The 21,656-nt window shown below is 63.0% G+C and carries 17 protein-coding genes; 13 read left to right on the forward strand and 4 right to left on the reverse strand.

Features of this window, described 5'->3' with window-relative positions; translation table 11 throughout:
- Positions 1-4: 4 nt before the first annotated feature.
- Positions 5-391, reverse strand: a complete 387-nt coding sequence (locus ACE04A_RS21865; RefSeq protein ID WP_448716400.1) for a DUF6152 family protein — start codon at positions 389-391, stop codon at positions 5-7.
- Between the two features lie 191 nt (positions 392-582).
- Positions 583-1,500, reverse strand: coding sequence for a LysR substrate-binding domain-containing protein (locus ACE04A_RS21870; protein WP_448716401.1), 918 nt, complete (start codon positions 1,498-1,500; stop codon positions 583-585).
- A gap of 138 nt (positions 1,501-1,638) precedes the next feature.
- Between ACE04A_RS21870 and ACE04A_RS21875 the strand changes: the two genes are divergently transcribed.
- Together ACE04A_RS21875 and ACE04A_RS21880 are read left to right on the forward strand one after the other, a co-directional pair.
- Positions 1,639-2,598 carry a Bug family tripartite tricarboxylate transporter substrate binding protein gene (locus tag ACE04A_RS21875; protein WP_448716402.1) on the forward strand — a complete coding sequence of 320 codons (960 nt, stop codon included), beginning with the start codon at positions 1,639-1,641 and terminating at the stop codon, positions 2,596-2,598.
- Entirely contained in the window at positions 2,595-4,184 is a 1,590-nt protein-coding gene (locus tag ACE04A_RS21880) for a sulfatase family protein (RefSeq protein WP_448716404.1), read from the forward strand. Before ACE04A_RS21875 ends, ACE04A_RS21880 begins: the two co-directional genes overlap by 4 nt.
- A gap of 246 nt (positions 4,185-4,430) precedes the next feature.
- Here ACE04A_RS21880 and eruA read toward each other — a convergent pair whose 3' ends face one another.
- Positions 4,431-8,528: an NACHT domain-containing antiphage protein EruA gene (gene eruA, locus ACE04A_RS21885; protein ID WP_448716405.1), complete on the reverse strand. Its 4,098-nt coding sequence runs from the start codon at positions 8,526-8,528 to the stop codon at positions 4,431-4,433.
- 1,228 nt (positions 8,529-9,756) lie between these two features.
- Between eruA and groES the strand changes: the two genes are divergently transcribed.
- The 11 genes from groES (at position 9,757) to ACE04A_RS21940 (ending at position 20,597) form a co-directional block, all read left to right on the forward strand.
- Positions 9,757-10,044 (forward strand): co-chaperone GroES, encoded by a 288-nt coding sequence (gene groES / locus ACE04A_RS21890; RefSeq protein ID WP_054423089.1) that lies wholly within the window; start codon positions 9,757-9,759, stop codon positions 10,042-10,044.
- Positions 10,045-10,081: 37 nt separating this feature from the next.
- Positions 10,082-11,722, forward strand: coding sequence for a chaperonin GroEL (groL, locus tag ACE04A_RS21895; RefSeq protein ID WP_054423092.1), 1,641 nt, complete (start codon positions 10,082-10,084; stop codon positions 11,720-11,722).
- A gap of 260 nt (positions 11,723-11,982) precedes the next feature.
- Positions 11,983-12,960, forward strand: coding sequence for a YihY/virulence factor BrkB family protein (locus ACE04A_RS21900; protein WP_448716407.1), 978 nt, complete (start codon positions 11,983-11,985; stop codon positions 12,958-12,960).
- A 65-nt stretch (positions 12,961-13,025) separates the two neighbouring features.
- The gene (locus ACE04A_RS21905) at positions 13,026-13,982 is read left to right on the forward strand and encodes a LysR substrate-binding domain-containing protein (protein WP_448716409.1); all 957 of its coding nucleotides are present in this window, start codon (positions 13,026-13,028) and stop codon (positions 13,980-13,982) included.
- 193 nt (positions 13,983-14,175) lie between these two features.
- Entirely contained in the window at positions 14,176-14,757 is a 582-nt protein-coding gene (locus ACE04A_RS21910) for a 3-hydroxyanthranilate 3,4-dioxygenase (protein ID WP_485812249.1), read from the forward strand.
- Between the two features lie 84 nt (positions 14,758-14,841).
- A complete protein-coding gene (locus ACE04A_RS21915) occupies positions 14,842-15,843 on the forward strand; it encodes an amidohydrolase family protein (RefSeq protein WP_448716412.1) in 1,002 nt (333 codons plus the stop codon).
- A gap of 101 nt (positions 15,844-15,944) precedes the next feature.
- Positions 15,945-17,126 carry an ABC transporter substrate-binding protein gene (locus ACE04A_RS21920; protein WP_485820520.1) on the forward strand — a complete coding sequence of 394 codons (1,182 nt, stop codon included), beginning with the start codon at positions 15,945-15,947 and terminating at the stop codon, positions 17,124-17,126.
- 40 nt (positions 17,127-17,166) lie between these two features.
- Complete coding sequence (locus ACE04A_RS21925; RefSeq protein ID WP_100854502.1) at positions 17,167-18,087, forward strand: branched-chain amino acid ABC transporter permease; 921 nt, start codon at positions 17,167-17,169, stop codon at positions 18,085-18,087.
- A 10-nt stretch (positions 18,088-18,097) separates the two neighbouring features.
- On the forward strand, positions 18,098-19,090 hold the full coding sequence (locus ACE04A_RS21930) for a branched-chain amino acid ABC transporter permease (protein WP_448716414.1): 993 nt from the start codon (positions 18,098-18,100) through the stop codon (positions 19,088-19,090).
- Positions 19,087-19,890, forward strand: a complete 804-nt coding sequence (locus tag ACE04A_RS21935) for an ABC transporter ATP-binding protein (protein WP_485820521.1) — start codon at positions 19,087-19,089, stop codon at positions 19,888-19,890. The genes ACE04A_RS21930 and ACE04A_RS21935 overlap by 4 nt, the downstream gene beginning before the upstream one ends.
- The gene (locus ACE04A_RS21940) at positions 19,887-20,597 is read left to right on the forward strand and encodes an ABC transporter ATP-binding protein (protein WP_448716417.1); all 711 of its coding nucleotides are present in this window, start codon (positions 19,887-19,889) and stop codon (positions 20,595-20,597) included. The genes ACE04A_RS21935 and ACE04A_RS21940 overlap by 4 nt, the downstream gene beginning before the upstream one ends.
- Here the strand turns inward: ACE04A_RS21940 and ACE04A_RS21945 are convergent.
- A complete protein-coding gene (locus ACE04A_RS21945) occupies positions 20,594-21,646 on the reverse strand; it encodes an Ldh family oxidoreductase (protein ID WP_448716418.1) in 1,053 nt (350 codons plus the stop codon). The two genes, ACE04A_RS21940 and ACE04A_RS21945, sit on opposite strands and share 4 nt — an antisense overlap.
- Between the last annotated feature and the right edge of the window lie 10 nt (positions 21,647-21,656).

The following is a 21,656-nucleotide window of genomic DNA, read 5'->3' on the forward strand; positions in this document are numbered from 1 at the left end:
CGGCTCAGGGTTTCTTGATGCGGCTGGGATAGATGTCGTAGGTCTTGCCGCCCACCATGATCTGGACTACCTTCATGCGCTTGTTGCCGGCGTCCTGATCGCGGTTGCCAATGGCGGTGATGGCGTCGCCCGGCTTGGCGGACCCTTCGACGAATCCCGCTTCCTTCGTCTGGTTGGGATTGCCAAGTTCGACCACCCAGACACCATCGCTGGCTCTCACCCTCAAATTGGGATGAGGCGGCGCGATCTGCACCTGCTCGATCGTGCCTTGCAAGGTCATCTGTTCCGATTCCGCCCAAGACCAACCGTGATGCGCCATGGCCGAGGGGACCACTGCCGACAGCGCGGATAGCGCCAGCCCTGCCAATAACGCGCGTTTGGATAGCTTCATGTCGATGCTCCTGGGTTGCGGTTGGGATGCCGCCATGGCCCGGCGCTGCGGCGTGGCGGCCCGTGAGGCAAGCATAGCAGCGGGACAGCGGTTCTAGCCACGGCGGATAGCGGCTATGCCCACCCCCGGTGCAACCCCGGGCGCCGCGTCGATCTACGCATTTTTATAGGCCAACTTCTGTGAACCAAATCTCAGGTTGAATGAACGTCGACATCAGGTTCACGCGGCTGCGCCAGCCAGTCCAGCGCGGCCTGCACCGCGGGCATACGCGTTCCCTGCTGGCGATAGATGGCGCCGATTGCGCCGAAATTTCCCTCGATGCGCAAAGGCAGGATATCCAGCGCACCCCGGTCGCGATAGAACTCGGCGATGGCGGTCGGCATGGCCGCGAGCCAATCGCTATGGTCGATATGAGCCAGCGTCGCCAGCAGTGAATTCGTATGCATGCGCGCCTGCGGCACCGGCAGGCCGGCCTGCTCGAATGCCCGCTCCAACCGTTCCCGCAACATGGTGCCCGGCAATGGCAAGACCCACGAGCGCCCCTGCAACTCGCGCAGATGCAGGTCGCGCCCACCTACCAGCGGATGACCCGGCGCCGATACGATGCAGATCGGTTCATCGTGCAGGCGCATCGCTTCGCATTCGGCCGGCAGCGGCCGTCCGCCCAGCCGGCCCAGGACGATATCCAACTCGTCCACGGAAAGCCTGTCCAGAAGGTTGTCCAGCACACCTTCCACGAGCGTGACCTCCAAGGCGGGCATGCGCTGGCACAGCGCGGCTATCAGCTGCGGAGCCACCGTGACCGCCGCCGAGGGCAGCGTGCCCAGCCGCAACAGGGTGGTTCCGCGTTCTTGCGCAGCCTGCAACTCGGCGGCGCCCCGCGCCGCCGAGCCCAGCGTGTGGCGAGCGTGCAGGACCATGACGGCGCCTGCGGCGGTGGGCCGGCTGCCCTGGCTGGTGCGTTCGAACAGGACATAGCCAACCTGCTCCTCCAGCTGCGACAGCGCCTTGGACGCGGCGGGTTGCGACATGTGCAGCCGGCTGGCCGCGCGCCCCAGGTTGCGCTCTTCATCCAGAGCAATCATCAACTCCGCATGGCGCGGCTTCAAATGCGTACCAAGGCGTGCGGGCATGGCGAAGATAACTGAATGGTTATGGTCCGGTGAGTTTATTTCATTTTTCTGACATGAACGCCCCGCCCATACTGTGGCTGCCGCGTCTCAAACATGGCGTGGCGGGAGACAACGATGAAAACAATATTCGCTGCGATTGCAGCCTGTATCGCCCTGGCCTCGCCGGGCACGCACGCCGCCGACGCCTACCCGGCCCGGCCCTTGCAACTGATAGTGCCGTTCTCGCCGGGTGGCGCAGTGGACGTGCTGGCGCGGCAATTGGCGCAGCGCATGCAGACCCGGGGCTACACCGTCGTGATCGAGAACAAGCCGCGCGCCGGGGGCAACATTGCCGCCAGCCTGGTGGCGCGTGCCAATCCAGACGGCTATACCTTGCTTATGGGAACCACCAACACCCATGGCATCAACAGCGCCTTGTACCCCACCATGCCGTACGACCCGGTCAAGGATTTTGCGCCCATCGGCATGGTGGCTGAAAACGTCGTGGTGCTGCTGGCGAACCAGAGCTTTCCGGCCAGGACGTTGCAAGAGGCCGTGGAGGTTCTGCGGAAAAATCCCGGCAAGTACACCTACGCCTCGCCTGGCGTAGGCACCGTGCATCAGCTTGCCATGGAGCAACTGAAGCACGCCGCCGGTCTGGACGTGGTGCACGCGGCGTACAAGGGCGCCGGGCCAGCGATGAGCGACCTGGTGGCCGGGCACGTGCCGCTGATGATAGGCGGCATTGCGCCCGCGCTGCCTTTCCTGTCCGATGGCCGGGTCCGGGTGCTTGGCGTCGCCAATCCCGAGCCCTATCCGGCCCTTCCCGATACGCCGCTGTTCTCGGACGTGGCCCCCGGGGTGAGCGTGCAGTCGTGGATCGGCCTGTTCGCGCCGGCTGGAACACCGGCGCCGGTGATCGAGCGCCTGAGCGCCGATCTGCGGGCCGTGCTGCAGAATCCCGAATTTACCGCCGCGCTGAAGCCGCTGGGCATGGCGCCGCGTCCGATGACGCCGCAGGCGTTTGGCGACATGGTGCGCAACGACATGCCCAAGTGGAACGCAGCGGTAAAAGCATCGGGAGCCACGCAATGAAGCCCGACCGTCCCGTGAACTTTCTACTGTTCATAACCGACCAGCATCGCGCCGACCACCTCGGCGCCTATGGCAACGGCGTCGTCGCGACCCCCAATCTGGACCGCATGGCCGCCGGCGGATGGCGCGCGGACAATATGCATGTGGCCACCCCCATATGCATGCCGAACCGAGCCAGCCTGATGACAGGCCGCTACCCCTCCGCTCACGGCGCGCGCCACAATGGCATTGCGCTGTCGCTGCGCAGCAGGACCTTTGTGGACATGCTGGGCTCGGCGGGCTGGCGCACCGGCGTGGTGGGCAAGCTCCATCTGCAGAACATGACGGACATCCCGCCTTCCTGGCCCGTGCGCGCCGAGGATCGTCTTCCACTGGAAGCGGTAGTGCCGGATGCCAGCGGGCGCTACGACCAGGAAAACCGGCGCTCCTGGCTGGAACGCGACGATTATGAGCTGAGCTATCCCTACTACGGATTCCAGCAGGCGGACCTGGTGGACGACCATAGCGATCAGCCCCACGGGCATTACCGCTATTGGCTGCGCCGCCATCATCCGGAGGTGGAAGCGCTGATCGGCTTTGAAGCCGCCATCGAGACGCCGGAATATGAGCTGACCCGCATTCGCCAGGCCTGGCGGACCCGCGTTCCCGAGGAACTGTATCCCACGGCGTACATCGCGGACCGCACGATCGAAAAACTGCGCGAATACAGCCTCGGCGACAGCCCCTTCTTCCTGCAGTGCTCCTTTCCCGACCCGCATCACCCCTTTACGCCGCCGGGCCGCTACTGGGATATGTACAAGCCGGAGGACATGGAGCTGCCCGCATCCTTTCATGCCGGGCATTCCATACCGCCGCATGTGGCGTGGCTGCGCGACCAGCGTGACAGCGGCAAAGCGGTCAGGCACACCCCGGCGATCTTCGCCTGCAACGAGCGCGAAACGCGCGAAGCGCTGGCCTTGAACTATGGATCCATCGCCAATATCGACCACCATATCGGACGCGTGCTGGCGGCCCTTGAACAAAGCGGCCAGGCGGAAAACACCGTGGTGATCTTCACCAGCGACCACGGCGACTACCTGGGTGACCATCAACTGATGTTGAAAGGCCCGATTCACTATCGGGGCCTGACCCGGGTGCCGTTCATCTGGCGGGACGGCGCCGGCGCCACCGAGGGTTCCGCCAGCGATGCGCTGGTTAGCACGATCGACATCGCGCCCAGCATCTTGGCGCGCGCGGGCGTCCAGCCCTACAACGGCATGCAGGGGCACGATCTTGCGGCGGTCATGTCGGGCCAAGCCGCCGGCGTGCGCGATGCGCTGATGATCGAGGAGGAAGGCCAGCGCGTCATCCTGGGTTTCGACCGCCGGATTCGGTGCCGCACGCTCCTGGCGGAAAACCACCGCCTGACGATATACGACGGCGCAGACTGGGGAGAGCTATACGACCTGCGCCAGGATCCACACGAGTTGCAAAACCTCTGGGACGTGGCACAGAGCGCCCAGGTTCGCGCGCGCCTGCTGGAGCGGCTGTCTCGGGCCATGCTGTCCCACATCGATACCAGCCCCTACCCCACGGCGTTGGCGTAGTCGATACGCTGTGCTGAGGGGCTTAGCACTTTTACAGGTGTCGAAGCTCAACCGGCTTGGAATTCATAATCCAAAAAAATATCAATGACTTGGAATCCTTCGTACGAAATTTCATTTAGTCTGGAATTTTCCAAAGAAGCTCTGCTAAGCGCGCAACCCGTGACTGCCATCAGTGGTTGAGCGTCGCTGCTCCACCGGCGCGATCATGAATCTCTAGCCATCCGGCGCGGCATGAGAAAGGACGCGTTAGGGCTTGCCGGCCGATAGATCGACCACAACGACGTCGATCAGCGGGCGGCGCGCCTCGGGAATACGCTCGATTAGCATCGTACGCATGGCATCTGCGGTCGTCGGCGCAGGAAGCCCATCGGGGTGCGCCTTCAACCGCCGCCTCGTCGACGACGGTAAATCACCGAACCACAAGACGCAGTAGATACCGCGTTGCCCGCAACTCCAGTCGATCAGATACTGCATGTCGAGCTGGCCGTTCGCGGCATCCCAAACCTCGCTATGCCATTGGCCTTTGACCTCAACCGGCAACTGCATCGGCCCACGCGCAAAAGCTAGATCCGCGCGCTTGGTCTGAGGCATGTCCGCCTCGGTGATCCGCTGAATATCATAGCGGTCGACCTCAGGGCCAATCATCCCGGCGAGGCGGTCGCGACATCGATTCTCGTCGCGAGGTATGCCATCATCAGTCCAAAAATCTACGACCGAATCGAGATCGTCGCCGATGAGCTTAAGCTGCGCGACGGCCATCTCTTCACCCACTAGCGCCTTCAAATCGTCAATATTGGTGGGAGGGCCATCGTCGAGAAGCGAAGTTAGATCGGCCGGCGAAAGCGCTGAAAAATCCTCCTCGGCACGCTTCTGCCGCTGTTCGGCTGCCATGTGACGAATCAACTCCGCATAGCTGTCGCTGGGGCCGGCTACAAGCCTCGCGATAGCCTCAGCGGCCTCCATGCTCGTGTCGTCAGCGATCCGACTGATTAGCGAGCGCAGAAAGTCAGTCGCGTCATAGCCGTTCGTGTTGCCGGATCCTGTTCCCCTAAGCACGGTATACGGCCAATGCTCGCGGAACTCGGTGATGATCCATTCTGCCTGGGAAACTGTCAGCGGCAACTGCACGTCTCTCCGTTCGAACTGTAGGCGGTTCCGTAGGAACCAGATAAAGTCAGGATGGTACGTACCTATCTTGGCCAGATCGGATCGCACAGCATCGAAACGGACTACAACATCGATCGCTAGCCACGACAGCAGATGGTCCACATTGCGGAACACCATCTCGGCGCGCGCTTTGGCAACATCCCGAAGCGCAGCTAGCGCACCACCATAGGTTAGGCAGTCGACCAATTCTGCTTCAACCGAAGCCGGTACGTTGGGAAACCTCGTCAGCCATTCGGCACCAAGCGCCGCCCCTGTCGCCTGCCATTCTGGATCGTGGGCGAGTTTTCTGAGCCCAGCAACATGCTCTTTGCCTATACCGAGCGCGGGCTCAATCCAGAGCCTTGCGAACGCCTGTCGAGTGTCCAGGCAGGAAATGACTTCGACCTCCAGCGCCGCCCGCAGTGCGTCCTTTTCCTCGTCGAGGCTCCAACCATGACCTTCATAATTGAGCAGCAACGCCGCTTGCTTGAGCGGCGTGGATAGGTCGGCAAAGCTCTTGCCAAGTCGCATGCGCTCGTAAAGCCCAGCCATGATAGGAAAGCCGTAATTGCAAGTCCGACTGCGAGCAAAAACGTTGGCAATCTCAACCGGCGTGGGTATGTCCGAGCGGTGCAGTATGGCCTCAAATCCGATCAGCGCGTCACTGCAGAGGCCCGGCCCGATCCAGCTCGACAGCCGCTCAATTGGGGATAATTTGCTGGGCAGATCGCGAAACAGACCCAAATAGGCCTGAGCCGCCCGCAAGATCACGCCCAGCTCGCCAGCCCGCAGATGGTCGCGCGCCATTCCAAATAAACGACGCGCCTGCTCAATCGCCACCTTGCGTTTGCGCTCGCGCTTAGCCCCCTCCTTCTCCTGACGGACCTCCCACGCTGGCTTTTTGGGGTTCTCGAGCTTACTCAGAAAATCACCGAGCGCTTTGTCGCCACGACGGAACCGCTCCGCAGCTCCGCGCACGGCCGGTATGAGTCCATCAGGTTGCCACGCGACCTGTACCAGATCTTGCCAGTCTTGGCGCAATGCAGGATCTTTGTTGTTACCTTGGGCTAGCAGGTCGAACAAGATAACGATGTCGTCTTGCCGCCAAGCCTGCCGTAGAAGGCGACGCTGCAAAAAGATTGCGGTGGCCCAAAGGCTATCCCTACGGCGCTCGTGAGCCAGCACATACGCCTGAACTGCACGACGCAAGGCGTCCTGCGACCACAGTTGCGCCACGAGCTTCTGCCGAACGTCGCGGTCATAGAAATGCTCGTGCTCGAGTGTTCCTAGCCAGCGCCACAACGACGGTGCCTCGACGACACCGATAACACCGTCATCAATACCGCGAACGATGAGATTGGTGACGATATCGGCCACCTCGCCGGCGCTTTGCCAATCGTCATCGCGCAACAGATGGGCATAATCGGCTATCAAATCGAGCACCCTGACGAGCCGCACCGACGAGATCACGGCAAATAGTTTCTCATAGCTGCGAATGGTGTGGACACGCTGCGGTCTGGAGCGGCGTAGCGGAGAACGGCTCACCCCCATTTCGGCGAAAAGCGTTGCGACCAGCAAGTCATCTGATACGTCGGCATCTATCAGTTGGATCAATTGACGCGCAAGTCTCGGCGCATCCTCTCCGCCCTGGTCGGTCAGCGCCGCAATCGTCGTGCGCCACCATGCCCGGTCGCGGTGTGGCAGCAAGGCCTCTGCGGCAGCTTCGCGCTCGCGATAAAAGCGTTCACGTGCGAGGACAATCGCCTCCAAAGTATCTGCAAGCTCAATTGCGAGCGCCGTTGCCTTGAGTCCTTCTAACAGCAGCGTGCGCAAGTGCGCGCTGCTGGCTCCCGAGGAGATGATTGCCTGAATTTTGTGCTTGAGCGCCGGGATCATCAGTCCGGCAGCAGTCTTGCTGTCCCAGTCCGCTGCTCGGAAATAAGGATCGTTCTCAGCGAGTTTGCTCAGTGCCTTGAATAGACAATCCGCAAGATGCGGTGTTAGCAAGGTGTCCTCACCGTAACGCAACACGCCATACGGGTCTTCGGCGATGATACGCTCGGCCATCGTCGGGCTGTGATAAGCGAGCCAGGCATGGAGCCCACGTAGACTTGCGGGAACGCCACCACTGCCATGCAATTGAGCGAGTAGGCGACGCTGCGCGCGCGGCGTCACCGCTTGACGTGCAAGCCAGCGTGCACCGAGATACTCGGCGATAACTCTATGAATCGGCCTCGCGCGCAACGGCCCGATACTATGAAACAGCTTCGACGAAAAAATCGCGCGTACGGCCTCGCCCTTCGGCAAGGACTCGAGATCGGCGAGTCGCACGTCGCCCTGCAGGACTTGCGCAGCGCCTGCCGCACTGGCGGCTTCGGCACCACCAAATAGCAGTGCGGCGGCGATCGCCCCGGCGGCGTCGAGCGCCTCGTCTTGCGTCAACTGGGCCAGCCCCTCATCCTGCCGATCTCCATCATGTTCCGGCCAGATAAGGGTGCAGACGCGCTCGAACAATGTCGCGCGCGTCGCCGGCAATTGCGTGTCAGTCTCCGCGACACGTCGGATCAAGCCAAGCGTCAGCGGATTACGGTAAAGATCTTGGAGGCTGTAGGCCTCGAGGTGATCGAGCACATGATCAACATCCAAGCTCGGACTCTGTGCAGACAGAACCGCCCGCGCATCACTGCGATCGAAAGGTTCGAGCGTCAAGACTCTAGGCTCAGCGCCGTAAAGCCGCCGCAAATTTGTCACGCTACGCGCTTGCCATTCTCGCGATCGACACGAGAGGATGAAAGGCGGTAAGTCCGCCTCTTCGAGCTGCGCCAGGATCGTGTCGACTGCGTCGCCCTCGCGTCGCGACATAGCCTCATCAAGACCGTCGATTAGCAAAGGCTTGTCCGCAGACACCAACTTGCCTGGGCTCTTGGCCTTGATGAAGCGAATTGCGGTAACTATCTCAACCCCAAGCCGCCGTGCAAGCTCGCGCATGAGTTCGCTCTTGCCCATGCCCGGCTCACCTAGCACGATCTTGTTGCCGGCCAGAGCGAGCAGTCCGGCTTCGTCGACGCGGCTGTCGAGCAAGTCTGTCTCGCTGATTCCGAGCTCCCGTGGGAAATAGGCGGGAGCGAGTGAGCGACCGGCGCCCTCAGCTTGATCGTTCATCGGAGTCCTTGTGATCAAGGCAACTAAGTCAGGCATAGACTGCGAACTTGAACCATCTACCTTTTCCTAAAAAGCCATCACCCGTCTGTCCACTATGATTGCTGCAAACAACGTATTTTATCCGTGCGACAACAAGGTTGGTTTGTCGTGTGAAGCCAGTCAAAAAGAAAGTCATAGAAGTCCGTTTTCGGCTGGCCTCGCTGAAATAATCAACCTAACGCAAATCCGGATCAGAACGCGAAGATAGTAAGTTCGCGGTGCAAGCCATCCCGCTGCTGCGAGGTGGAGTTGCCTAGTGCTTCATGGTCAGGCCAATCGGCACACAACCAAGCGGACAACCACCGCGAAGTCTTTCGTGAGGGAAAATTTGAGCTCAGAGACCAAGCTAGATCGAGCTTATAAGATGGCGCAAATTATCGCGCTGCTGGCAATGCCGCTTGTAGTCGGCTTGATTGGATGGTGGACACAGAAGTCCATAACGGAAACGGCAGCGCAGAAAGACTATGTTCAGTTAGCGATAGGTTTACTCAAAGAGCCTGCTTCTTCTGAGAATGCGGAATTGCGAAAATGGGCCACTGACATGACGAGAAAATTCTCTCCCGTCCCATTCTCCGACAAGGCAACCGTGCAGTTGAGTCGTTCGGCCGTGGCCATGCTCTCAACGAACCCGTTGCTCAGCCCGGCGCTTCAACGAAGACCGGAGTGCACTTCAGTTCCCTTAGACTCAGTACCTGACGAGCTGCGAGCCTCCATTGCGGACCTTGAGTCCGCATGCAGGAAGAATTATCGGGACCTATTCTGGCTTCAAATATATCTCGGCATGGTTTTCAAGCCGGACAGGGCGAATGACGATAGTCCTCACAGATAGGGCCTGTCTTTATGTTCTTTGATATCTGATCACCTACAGCTACGCGGCGGCGGCGAGACCCTGCGCCAAGAAATTCAAGAAATGGTGGGGGTCTAATTGCCTCAAGGGCAGATATCGCCCCGAAAGCCAGGCCAGATTTGGGTGGACACATTTTTTAGTTTCAATCCGCATCACGCAAATCCCAAGTTGAGCGGAGTTCGACACCCGACGTGCGCGAGTTCCAAACTTGCGGACATTCCACAAACGGGGCCAACCCCAAATATGTAACAGCCGCCCTTCCCCCCCTTGAACCCTGCAACATCATCCCTATAATTAGCACTCGACACCGGTGAGTGCTAACAGCCCTCCCGGGGCTAACCGATCATTCACTTTCATTCAAGTAAACAGGAGTTCCTCATGGCCTTGCGTCCCCTGGGCGATCGCGTGATCGTCAAACGCCTCGAAAACGAGCGCAAGACTGCCTCGGGCATCGTCATCCCCGACAGCGCCGCAGAAAAGCCTGATCAGGGCGAAGTCGTGGCCGTCGGCCCCGGCAAGAAGACCGAAGAAGGCAAGATTCTGCCGGTCGACCTGAAGGCTGGCGACAAGGTTCTGTTCGGCAAGTATGCCGGCCAGTCCGTGAAGGTTGATGGCGAAGAACTGCTCGTCATCCGCGAGGACGAAATCCTCGCCGTGGTTCTGTAAACCCCGCCTCAAACGAATTTTCGAAGGAAGCTAAGAAATGGCTGCCAAGCAAGTATTGTTCGGTGACGACGCCCGTGTGCGTATCGTCCGCGGCGTGAATGTTCTCGCCAACGCTGTTAAGACCACCCTGGGCCCCAAGGGCCGTAACGTCGTGCTGGAGCGCTCGTTCGGCGCCCCGACCGTTACCAAGGACGGCGTGTCCGTCGCCAAGGAAATCGAACTGAAGGACAAGTTCGAGAACATCGGCGCACAACTGGTCAAGGACGTTGCCTCCAAGACCTCCGACAACGCCGGTGACGGCACCACGACCGCCACCGTGCTGGCTCAAGCCATCGTCATGGAAGGCCTGAAGTACGTTGCCGCCGGTTTCAACCCGATCGACCTGAAGCGCGGCATCGACAAGGCTGTCGCCGCTGCCGTGGCTGAACTGAAGAAGCAATCCAAGCCGGTCACGACCAGCAAGGAAATCGCTCAAGTTGGTTCCATCTCGGCCAACAGCGATGCCTCCATCGGCCAGATCATCGCTGACGCGATGGACAAGGTTGGCAAGGAAGGCGTCATCACCGTCGAAGACGGCAAGTCGCTGGAAAACGAGCTGGACGTCGTCGAAGGCATGCAATTCGACCGCGGCTACCTGTCGCCCTACTTCATCAACAGCCCGGAAAAGCAAGTTGCCGTGCTGGAAGATCCGTTTGTCCTGATTTTCGACAAGAAGATCAGCAACATCCGTGACCTGCTGCCCGTGCTGGAGCAAGTTGCCAAGTCGAGCCGTCCGCTGCTGATCATTGCAGAAGACGTCGAAGGCGAAGCGCTGGCCACCCTGGTTGTGAACAACATCCGTGGCATCCTGAAGACCACCGCCGTCAAGGCGCCGGGCTTCGGTGACCGCCGCAAGGCCATGCTGGAAGACATCGCCATCCTGACGGGCGGCACGGTGATCTCCGAAGAAACCGGCATGTCGCTGGAAAAGGCCGGCCTGGCTGAATTGGGCCAAGCCAAGCGCATCGAAGTGGGCAAGGAAAACACGACGATCATCGACGGCGCTGGCGACAGCAAGTCGATCGAGGCTCGCGTCAAGCAAGTCCGTATCCAGATCGAAGAAGCCACGTCCGACTACGACCGTGAAAAGCTGCAAGAACGCGTGGCCAAGCTGGCCGGCGGCGTTGCCGTGATTCGCGTTGGCGCTGCCACCGAAGTCGAAATGAAGGAAAAGAAGGCTCGCGTCGAAGACGCCCTGCACGCTACCCGCGCCGCAGTGGAAGAAGGCGTTGTGGCTGGTGGCGGTGTTGCACTGCTGCGCGCCAAGCAAGCCATTGCTGACCTGAAGGGCGACACGCCTGACCAGAACGCCGGTATCAAGCTGATCCTGCGTGCTGTGGAAGAGCCGCTGCGCACCATCGTCACGAACGCCGGCGAAGAAGCCAGCGTCGTGGTCAGCAACGTGCTGCAAGGCAAGGGCAACTACGGCTACAACGCTGCAACCGGCGAGTACACCGACCTGGTTGAGCAAGGCGTTCTGGATCCCACCAAGGTGACCCGTACCGCCCTGCAAAACGCTGCCTCGGTTGCCAGCCTGCTGCTGACGGCTGAAGCTGCCGTGGTCGAACTGGCCGAAGACAAGCCCGCTGCTCCGGCCATGCCGGGTGGCATGGGCGGCATGGGCGGCATGGACTTCTAAGTCCCGCTTTCCTTGCACGGCCTCCCCGGCGTCAAAGCCGGGGAATGCAGTATCTGAAAAACCCTCGGACCTTCGCCCCGGGGGTTTTTCTTTTTGTGGCCCCGCTCACGCGCACCGCACGGCGGCCGCATTCTTTGCCTGTTGTTTCCATGGCGCCCCAGGCCGCCCGGCAAGCACACGTTTGCGCACAAACTCACGGTTTCCCCGTGGCGCATGCGTCCCTACAATGAAGGCTTCTTCGCCTCACGCTGCCCAGCCTTATGCGCCTTCCCCAAAGCCTGCGAGCCCTGCGTCCGTCCGAGATCGGCGGGCTGTTGATGGATTCCGCCAGCCAGTGGTCGGCCCACCGCGCGTCCAGCAAGGGCGCTGCGCTGGCGCTTTACATGGTGTTTTCGCTGGCGCCGATGCTGATTCTGGTGATCGCGGTGGCGGGCGCGTTCTATGGCGAAGACGCGGTGCGGTCCGAGCTGTTCCTGCAAATGCGCGACTTGACCGGCGAGCGCGGCGCGGAAGTGATTCAGACGGTATTGGCCAGTGCCCACGAATCGGGCGGCGGGTGGATTGCCGCGCTGATCTCGATTTTTGTGCTGATCTTCAGCGCCACCACGGCGTTTGCCGAACTGAAAGCCAGCCTGGACGATTTGTGGGACGTGTCCGCCAACCAGAAAGGCGGCATCCACGGCATGGTGCGCAGCCGCATGCTGTCGTTTGGCCTGGTGTTGGTGCTGGCGCTGTTCCTGCTGGTGTCGCTGACCGTGAATGCGGTGCTGGGCGCCGCGAGAAAATTGTATGGCGACATGTGGATGGCCTCCACCTTCGCAACAGTGCTTGACTGGGTGTCGACACTGTTCTCTTTTTCAGTGGTGGTGGCGCTGTTCGCGGTGATCTTCAAGCTGCTGCCCAGTGCCAAGATTTCCTGGCCGGACGTGATACCCGGCGCCATCGTGACGGCCGCGCTGTTCCTGGTGGGCAAGTGGGGCATCGGCCTGTACCTGAGCCGGGGCGCGGCGGTGTCGGCCTATGGCGCGGCGGGCTCGCTGATTGCCCTGCTGCTGTGGATCTACTATTCCGCGCAGATCTTTTTCTTTGGCGCGGTGTTCACGCGGCAGTTTGCGCTACGCTTCGGCAAGGCGGCGAAGGCCGACGACACAGACGCGGCCGACGCAGCCGACAAGACAGACGCAGCGAACAAAGCGGACGCAGCCTCGCCGACGCCCCCCCGGACAGGCGTAGGGTAGATCCCGACTTCGCTGGTCAACATAACAGGACGATGGCTCGCGGCGCCGCCCGGGCGACCGCAAGCATGTCGAACTTCCGCATCACGCCCAACGCGCTCAGCCACAAACTGAAGCTGCATCAGCTACAGATTTTCGAGCGCGTACTGGCACGCCGATCGCTATCGCGCGCGGCCAGCGAACTGCACCTGACCCAGCCCACCGTCACCAAGGCCATCCACGACCTGGAAGCCTTCTTCGGCGCAACCCTGTTTGAACGGTCGAACCGGGGCGTCACGCCCACCGAGCTTGCCCTGGTGTTGGGGCGGCGCGTTCACGCCATGCTGGCCGAAGTGCGCTACATGGCCGACGACATCGACGCGGTGCTGGGCGGGGCCAGCGGCCACGTGGTAGTGGGCACGCTGATTGCCGCGTCCGCCAAACTGCTGCCCGAGGCCATCGCGCGCTTGATGACCGACCACCCCGGCATCCAGGTCACCGTGCGCGAAGGGCCGTCCGCGCAACTGCTGCCCGCACTGGCCACGGGCGACGTGGACATCGTCGTGGGCCGCCTGCCCGGCGCCGACATGGCGTCGATATCCGGCGTGGCGGTGGACCACCACAAGCTGTACCGCGAAGCGCTGTGCTTGGTGGTGGGCGCCCAACACCCTATGGCCGCTGCGCAAGAGGTCGCGCTGGCCGACCTGGCCGACCACATCTGGATCTTGCCCGCACCCACCTCGCCGTTGCGCGCGTCGGTGGAGCGCACCTTCTTTGACGCGGGCTTGCGTCTGCCCGCCCGCCACGTGGAATCGCTATCGCTGCTGACCAATATCGGCATCCTGATGCATAGCGAAGCGCTGGCGCTGATTCCCTATGACGCGGCGGCGCAGTTCCTGTCCATGGGTTTGCTGGCGCGGCTGCCCACCACCGTGTTCGGCGACTTTGGCGACGTGGGCTATTCCGTCCGCGCCGATCGTCCAATGACGCCCGCCTGCCAACGGCTGGTGGAATATCTGAAAGCCGTCGCGGCCCAGCGCGACTGAGCCCACGCGCGCCGCGCGAAGATGCTGAAAGCGCGTAGCGCAATGATGCTAGCAACGCGCGGCAGCCTGCCGCGCACCCGCTCTACGGGAAACCCCGCGATAGATAAGCCGCATATCCAAGCGCGCAATTTCTATTATTCCCCCGGCGCGCTCGCCGCCTAGACTGCATCAAACTCGCCTTCCGGAGATCTTCATGCCCGCCTACGGCCCGCCGTTGAATTTCCAGCGCTGGATCAACGACCACGCCCACCTGCTCAAGCCGCCGGTCGGCAACCAGCAGATCTGGCAAGACGCCGACTTCATCGTCACCGTGGTCGGCGGCCCGAACCATCGCACCGACTATCACGACGACCCGCTGGAAGAGTTCTTCTACCAGTTCCGGGGCAACGCCTGGTTGTCCTTGTGGGTGGACGGCAAGGCCGAACGTGTCGACCTGAAGGAAGGCGACATCTTCCTCTTGCCGCCGCACGTGCGCCATTCGCCGCAACGTCCCGAAGCCGACAGCGCCTGTCTGGTCATCGAACGCCAACGCCCCGTGGGCCTGCTCGATGGCTTTGAATGGTATTGCCCCCACTGCGGCCACCTGGTGCATCGCGTGGAAGTGCAATTGAAAAGCATCGTGACCGACTTGCCGCCGCTGTTCCAGGCGTTCTACGACAGCCCTGAGAAGCGCACCTGCCCTGGCTGCGGCCAGATGCATCCCGGCAAAGGCCAGGCGCCAACGCAGCAGACGACACAGCAGGCGGCCCCGCAGATGACGCAGCAGGCCACATAGCCAGCCACTGAGCCAGCCGCGCACCAAGCCACATAGCAGGCCAAACCCGCCTCCAGCATCCTCTCTATTGCAAAGCCCAGCCCCATGATTCAAAAAATCGACATGCACGCCCACTTCTTTCCGCCGATCACGCGGCAGGAAGCCGCGGCGCTGGACCCGATCAACGCGCCCTGGTTGCGCCCGGACGCCGACGGCACCACCGGCCAGATCATGGCGGGCGACCGCGAGTTCCGCCCGGTGGACGCCACCCTGTGGGACCCGGCGTTGCGTATTGCGCAGATGGACCGCCACGGCGTGGACGTGCAGATCCTGTGCGCCACGCCCATCATGTTCGGCTACACCTACCCCGCCCTGGCAGCCGCCGACTGGGCCGCCCGCATGAATGACCTGGCGCTGGAGCATTGCGCCCACGCGCCGTCGCGCCTGAAGGCATTGGCGCAAGTGCCGTTGCAAGACCTGGACCTGGCCTGCAAGGAAGCCTCGCGAGCACGAGCCGCCGGCCATCTGGGCGTGCAGATCGGCAACCACGTCGGCCCCCGCGACCTGGACGACGAATTGCTGGTGCAGTTTCTGATTCACTGCGCCAATAACGACATCCCCGTGCTGGTGCACCCCTGGGACATGATGACCGACGGTCGCATGAAGAAATGGATGCTGCCGTGGCTGGTGGCCATGCCCGCGGAAACGCAGCTGGGGATTCTGTCGCTGATCCTGTCTGGCGCGTTTGAACGCATTCCGCGCAGCCTGAAACTGTGCTTCGCGCATGGCGGCGGCAGCTTTGCCTACCTGCTGGGGCGCGTGGACAACGCCTGGCGCCATCGCGACATCATTCGCCAGGACTGCCCGCAATTGCCCTCGTCGTACACCGACCGCTTCTACACCGACAGCGCGGTTTTCGACGCGCGCTCGCTGCGCCTGTTGATCGACGTCATGGGCGAAGACCGCGTGCTGCTTGGCTCCGATTACCCCTATCCGCTGGGCGAGCAGGAAGTGGGCCGCCTGGTAACGCACGCCGAGCTGGTGCCGGACGTGCAGCAAAAGATTCTGTTCCGCAACACGATGACGTTCTTTGGCCTGACACCGTAGTTCAGCAGCCCCGCTTAGCCAGCCGCACCTAGCCGGCCGCACCTCGCCGGCCGCACAAAAACACCATGACCGTGATACACGGCAACTCAAGGGAAAACGCCATGAAACGCACCACCTCGCTGACCGCCGCCGCGGTCCTGGGCCTGAGCCTGACCCTCCCCGCCGCCGCGATGGCCGATGTGAAGATCGGCCTGTTGACCACATTGACCGGCCCCGGCTCCGTACTCGGGCAAGACCAGCTGGATGGCTTCATGCTGGCGGTGGAGCAAGGCGGCGGCAAGCTGGGCGGCGTGCCGGTGCAGGTCATCAAGGAAGACGACCAGTTCAAGCCCGAGGTGGGCGTGCAGGCCGCGCGCAAGCTGGTGCAAAGCGACAAGGTGCCCATCATTACCGGCGTGGTGTATTCCAACGTGATGCTGGCCGTGGGGCGGCCCGTGACGACCGCCGGCGTATTCCTGGTAGGGTCCAACGCGGGCCCCACCAACCTGGCCGGCAAGGACTGTTCGCCGTATTTCTTTTCCACGTCCTGGAACAATACCCAGCGCCACGAGGGCAGCGGCGAAATGGCCAACCAGATGGGCTTCAAGAAGGTCTACCTGCTTGCCCCCAACTACCAGGCCGGCAAGGACGCCATGGCCGGCTTCAAGCGCTTCTACAAGGGCGAGATCGCCAACGAAGTGTTCACGCAGGTCAACCAGCCCGACTACTCGGTGGAACTGGCGGCGCTGGCGGATGCGAAGCCCGATGCCGCCTACGTGTTCTTTCCTGGTGGCATGGGCGTGAATTTCACCAAGCAGTACCGCCAGGCTGGGCTGTTCGGCAAGATTCCGCTGTTGTCGGTGGACACCATCGACGGCGCTACGCTGCCCGCCCTGCAGCAAGACGCGCTGGGCGCGGTGACCAACGTGCCGTATTCGCCCGACCTGGACAACGCCGCCAACAAGGCGTTTGCCGCCGCGTTCCGGCAGAAGTACGGCCGCGAACCCTCCAGCTACGCCGCGCAATCGTTTGACGCGGCCCAACTGATCGGCTCGGCCTTGAAGAAAACAGGCGGCAAGGTTGACGACAAGGACGCGCTGCGCAAAGCGCTGGAAGCCGCCGACTTTGCGTCCGTGCGAGGTGAATTCCGCTACCAGCCCAACCACTTCCCGGTGGCCGGATTCTTCCGCGCGGACGTCCAGGCGGGCGCGGACGGCAAGGTGGCTTTTGTGAACAAGGGCCCCATCTTTGCCGACCTGTCCAAGGTGTCCGACCAGTACGCCGCCCAATGCGTGATGAAGTAATGCGGGCGGCCGGGCTGGCCGCTGGCGCAAGGTGATTCCCATGTCCACGACGCTGCTGCTGGTGCAGGCCTTGAACGGCTTGCAGCTAGGCATACTGCTGTTCCTGTTGGCTGCCGGGCTGACGCTGGTGTTCGGCATCATGAACTTCATCAACCTGGCGCACGGGTCGCTGTACATGATGGGCGCGTTCATCGCGGCCACCGTGTTCCGCCACACGGGTTCGTTCCTGCTGGCGGGCGCCGCCGTCATCGCGGGCATGGCGGCCTTGGGCCTGCTGCTGGACCGCATTGCGCTGGCGCGGCTGTACCCGCGCGACCATCTGGACCAGGTGCTGGCCACCTTCGGCTTCATCCTGTTCTTCAACGAACTGACGCGCATCATCTGGGGCCCCGCGCCGATCAGCATGGGGCTGCCGTCGTGGCTGTCGGGCACCATCGACATCCTGGGCGTGACGTACCCGCTGTACCGCTTCCTGATCATCGTGGTGGGCCTGCTGGTGGCCGCCGGCTGCTATGTGCTGATCCACCGCACCCGGCTGGGCATGCTGATACGGGCAGGGTCCACCGACCGCATGATGGTGGGCGCGCTGGGCGTGAACATCGCGCGGCTGAACACCTTGCTGTTCGTGCTGGGCGCGGTGCTGGCGGGCCTGGCGGGGCTGATGGCCGGCCCCATCCTGTCGGCGCAGACCGGCATGGGCGAACCCATCCTGATCCTGACACTGGTGGTGATCGTCATCGGCGGTATCGGCTCGGTGCGCGGGGCGTTTCTGGCCGCGCTGATGGTGGGGCTGATCGACACGCTGGGCCGCGCCCTGCTGCCCACGCTGCTACGCGCGGCCTTGCCGCCCGCAGCCGCCAATGCGGCCGGCCCGGCGATTGCGTCCATGCTGATCTACATCGTGATGGCGCTGGTGCTGGCGATGCGGCCGCAGGGCCTGTTTCCCGTCAAGCACGGATAAGGGGAACCTCATGCACATGTCTTCGCGCTTTCTGGTGGCCGCCGCCCTGCTGCTGTTGCTGGCCCTGGTGCCGGTTTACGCGCACTGGCAGGGCGAACCTTTTCTGTTGGCGCTGTTTGGCCGCGTGCTGGTTTATGGCGTGGCCGCGCTGGCCTTGAATCTGCTGCTGGGCTTTGGCGGCATGGTCAGCTTCGGCCATGCGCTGTACCTGGGGCTGGGCGCGTATTCCGTGGGCGTGATGTCGCACTACGGCATTGAAAGCGGCTGGCTGCATCTGGCTGGGGCGCTGGCCGCCTGCGCCGTGGTGGGCCTGGTCAGCGGCTACGTGGTGATGCGCACGTCCGGCATCGCCTTCATCATGATCACGTTGGCGTTTGCGCAGATGTTCTATTTCCTGGCGACGGGGCTGGACGGCTTTGGCGGCGACGACGGCATGTCGCTGTTTGCCGGCAGCGACTTCGGCGCGTTCCGGCTGGATACGCCGCTGGCGCTGTACTACACGGCCTTTGGCGTGCTGCTGGCGGTGCTGGGCCTGATGCATCGGCTGATCCATGCACCCTTCGGCATGGCGTTGCGCGGCTGCCAGGCGAACGAACGCCGCATGCGCGCGCTGGGCTTTCCCACCTTGCGCTACCGGCTCGCAGCCTACGTGATATCGGCCATGATCTGCGGCGTGGCCGGCGTGCTGCTGGCGAACCTGACCATGTATGTGTCGCCGTCCTATCTGGCCTGGACCACGTCGGGCGAACTGATCGTGATGGTGGTGCTGGGCGGCATCGGCACGCTGTTCGGCCCCGTGGCCGGCGCGCTGGCGTTCCTGTTGTTGGAGGAAGGGTTGAAGCTGCTGACCGGGCACTGGATGCTGATCATGGGCTTGCTGATCGTAGGCGTGGTGCTGGTGTCGCGGCGCGGGGTGTATGGCAGCCTGCGCGACACGCCCTGGCGTGGCCGCAAGGCGGCGCGGCGGCAACCTTCGGCAGACGTTCAGGGAGAAACACCATGACCGCGCTGCGTGTCGAGAACCTGGTGAAACGCTACGGTGGCCTGACGGTGACCGATGACTTGTCGCTGGACGTGCACGCGGGCGAATTGCACGCCGTGATCGGGCCGAACGGCGCGGGCAAGACCACGCTGATCGGCCAGCTTAGCGGCGAACTGCGACCCGACAGCGGGCGCGTGCTGCTGGACGGCCGCGACATTACCCGCATGCCGGTGAATACGCGCGTGCGCCATGGGCTGGCGCGTTCGTACCAGATCACCTCTGTCTTCAAACCTTTTACCGCCCTGGAAAACGTGGTGATGGCCGTGCAGGCGCGGCGCGGCCACAGCTTCCGATTCTGGACGCCCGTGTTGGCGACCGCCGCCCTGACCGACCCGGCCCAAGAGGCGCTGGCGTTGACGGGCTTGGCGGCCCGCGCCGATACGCCCGCGGGTGAACTCGCGCACGGCGAACTACGGCAATTGGAACTGGCGATGGTGCTGGCTTGCCAGCCGTCGCTGCTGTTGCTGGACGAACCGATGGCGGGCATGAGCCAGCACGAATCCGAGGCCATGACGCGCCTGCTCTTGCAACTGCGCGGTCGCTACACGATCTTGCTGGTGGAGCACGACATGCAGGCCGTCTTTGCGTTGTCCGATCGCATTACGGTGCTGGTGTATGGCAGTGCACTGGCCTGCGGCACGGCGGACCAGATCCGCAACAACCCGCAGGTGCGCGAATGCTACCTGGGCAGCGAACGCGCCAGCGCGCGCGGCAAGCAGGGAAAGGTCGAAGGCGAAGCCAAACAAGGAGAACCCGCATGAGCGCGCTGCTATCGATGCGCGGCGTGACCGCGCACTATGGCGCCAGCCAGGCGCTGTTCGGCATCGACCTGGATATCGGGCCGGGCGAATTCGTGACCTTGCTGGGCCGCAACGGCATGGGCAAGTCCACCACCGTCAAGACGGTGATGGGGCTGACCCGCGCCACCCAAGGCAGCATCGTGTTCGACAGCCAGGACATCATCCGGCTGCCGTCGTACAAGGTGGCGCAATGCGGCATCGGGCTGGTGCCGGAAGGCCGGCACATATTTCCCAACCTGTCGGTGCGTGAAAACCTGGTGGCCACCGCGCACAATCGCCAGGGCCTGGCGGAACCGTGGACGCTGGACCGTGTGTACGCGCTGTTTCCGCGCTTGTCCGAACGTGCGCGGCATCTGGGCAGCCATCTATCGGGCGGTGAACAGCAGATGCTGGCGATTGGACGCGCGTTGCTGACCAACCCGCGCCTGCTGATCCTGGATGAAGCCACCGAAGGCCTGGCGCCGGTGGTGCGTGAAGAAATCTGGGCGGCGCTGGACAGCCTGAAAGCAACCGGCCTGGCCGTGCTGTGCATCGACAAGAACCTGGAACCGCTGCTTGCCACGGCCGACCATCACGCCATCGTCGAGAAGGGACGCGTGGCATGGACGGGCTCGTCGCAAGCCTTCCTGGACGACGAGCCGCGCCTGTTGCAGTACCTGGGCGTTTAAGCGCGGCGCGCGGGTAGCGCCACACCCAGGCGCTGGCTCCAGGCCTTCATCTCGTTCCACAAGGCGGGCGGCACGGGAATGCCATCGCGCAAGCGCTCGGCCTGGGCCTCGGTTTCGGGGGCGCCCGGCATGCGCGGCGCGCCGGGTGCTTGCGACAGTTCCACCGCCATCGCCGCCACCACGCCCGCCAGCGCCGCGCCGCCCGCAAAGCGTTGCGGATCAATCACGATAAAGAACGCGCCCAATTCCCGTGGCTGATCCAGCGCGTCGTACATGGGTGAGATGTGCGGACCAAAGGGATTGCCGTTCAAGGGGCCGCACAGCAGCTCAATCATCATGGCTAGCCCGTAGCCCTTGTGGCCGTACTCGATGCCGCCCAAGGGCCGTAACGCGCGCACTGCGTCGGCGTCCGTGCAATCACTGCCTTGGGCGTCCAACGCCACGCTTGGCGGCAGGGCCACGCCGTCGCGGCGGGCGTTCATGACGCGGTTCCACGGGATGGAGGTGGTGGCCATGTCCAGGCATAGCGGCTCGCCTTCCGCGCGCGGGAACGCCATCGAAATGGGGTTGGTGCCGAAGAAGGCGTGGTGGCCGCCATGGGGTGCGGCAATGGAATCCGAATGCGTGAAGGCCATGCCGATCAGGCCTTGCCGGGCGGCTGCGCGGCTATACAGGCCCACCGCGCCGCAGTGCGAGGAATTGCTGACGCCAACGGCCGCGATGCCGGCTTCACGCGCCAGGTCCATCGCCAGCGCATTGGCGCGGTGCGCCACCACGATGCCCTGCCCTTGCCCGCCGTGCAATTGCGCCGTGCCCGGGCCCGTGCGGTCAACGCGGATAGCCGGGCGCGCCAGGATGGAGCCATGCGCCACGCGGTTCAGGTAATGCGGCAGCCGCGCCATGCCGTGCGAGTCGATGCCCCATAAGCTGGTCTGGGTCAGGCTGGCCGCCAGGCAGCGCGCATCGTCCTCGTTGAAGTCTTGCGCGCGCAAGCAGGCAATGCCCCAACGTTCCCATTCAACGGCGTCCACTCGGCTATCAGCAGGCATGCCATGCACT

The sequence above is a fragment of the Achromobacter colocynthidis genome (assembly GCF_057334535.1).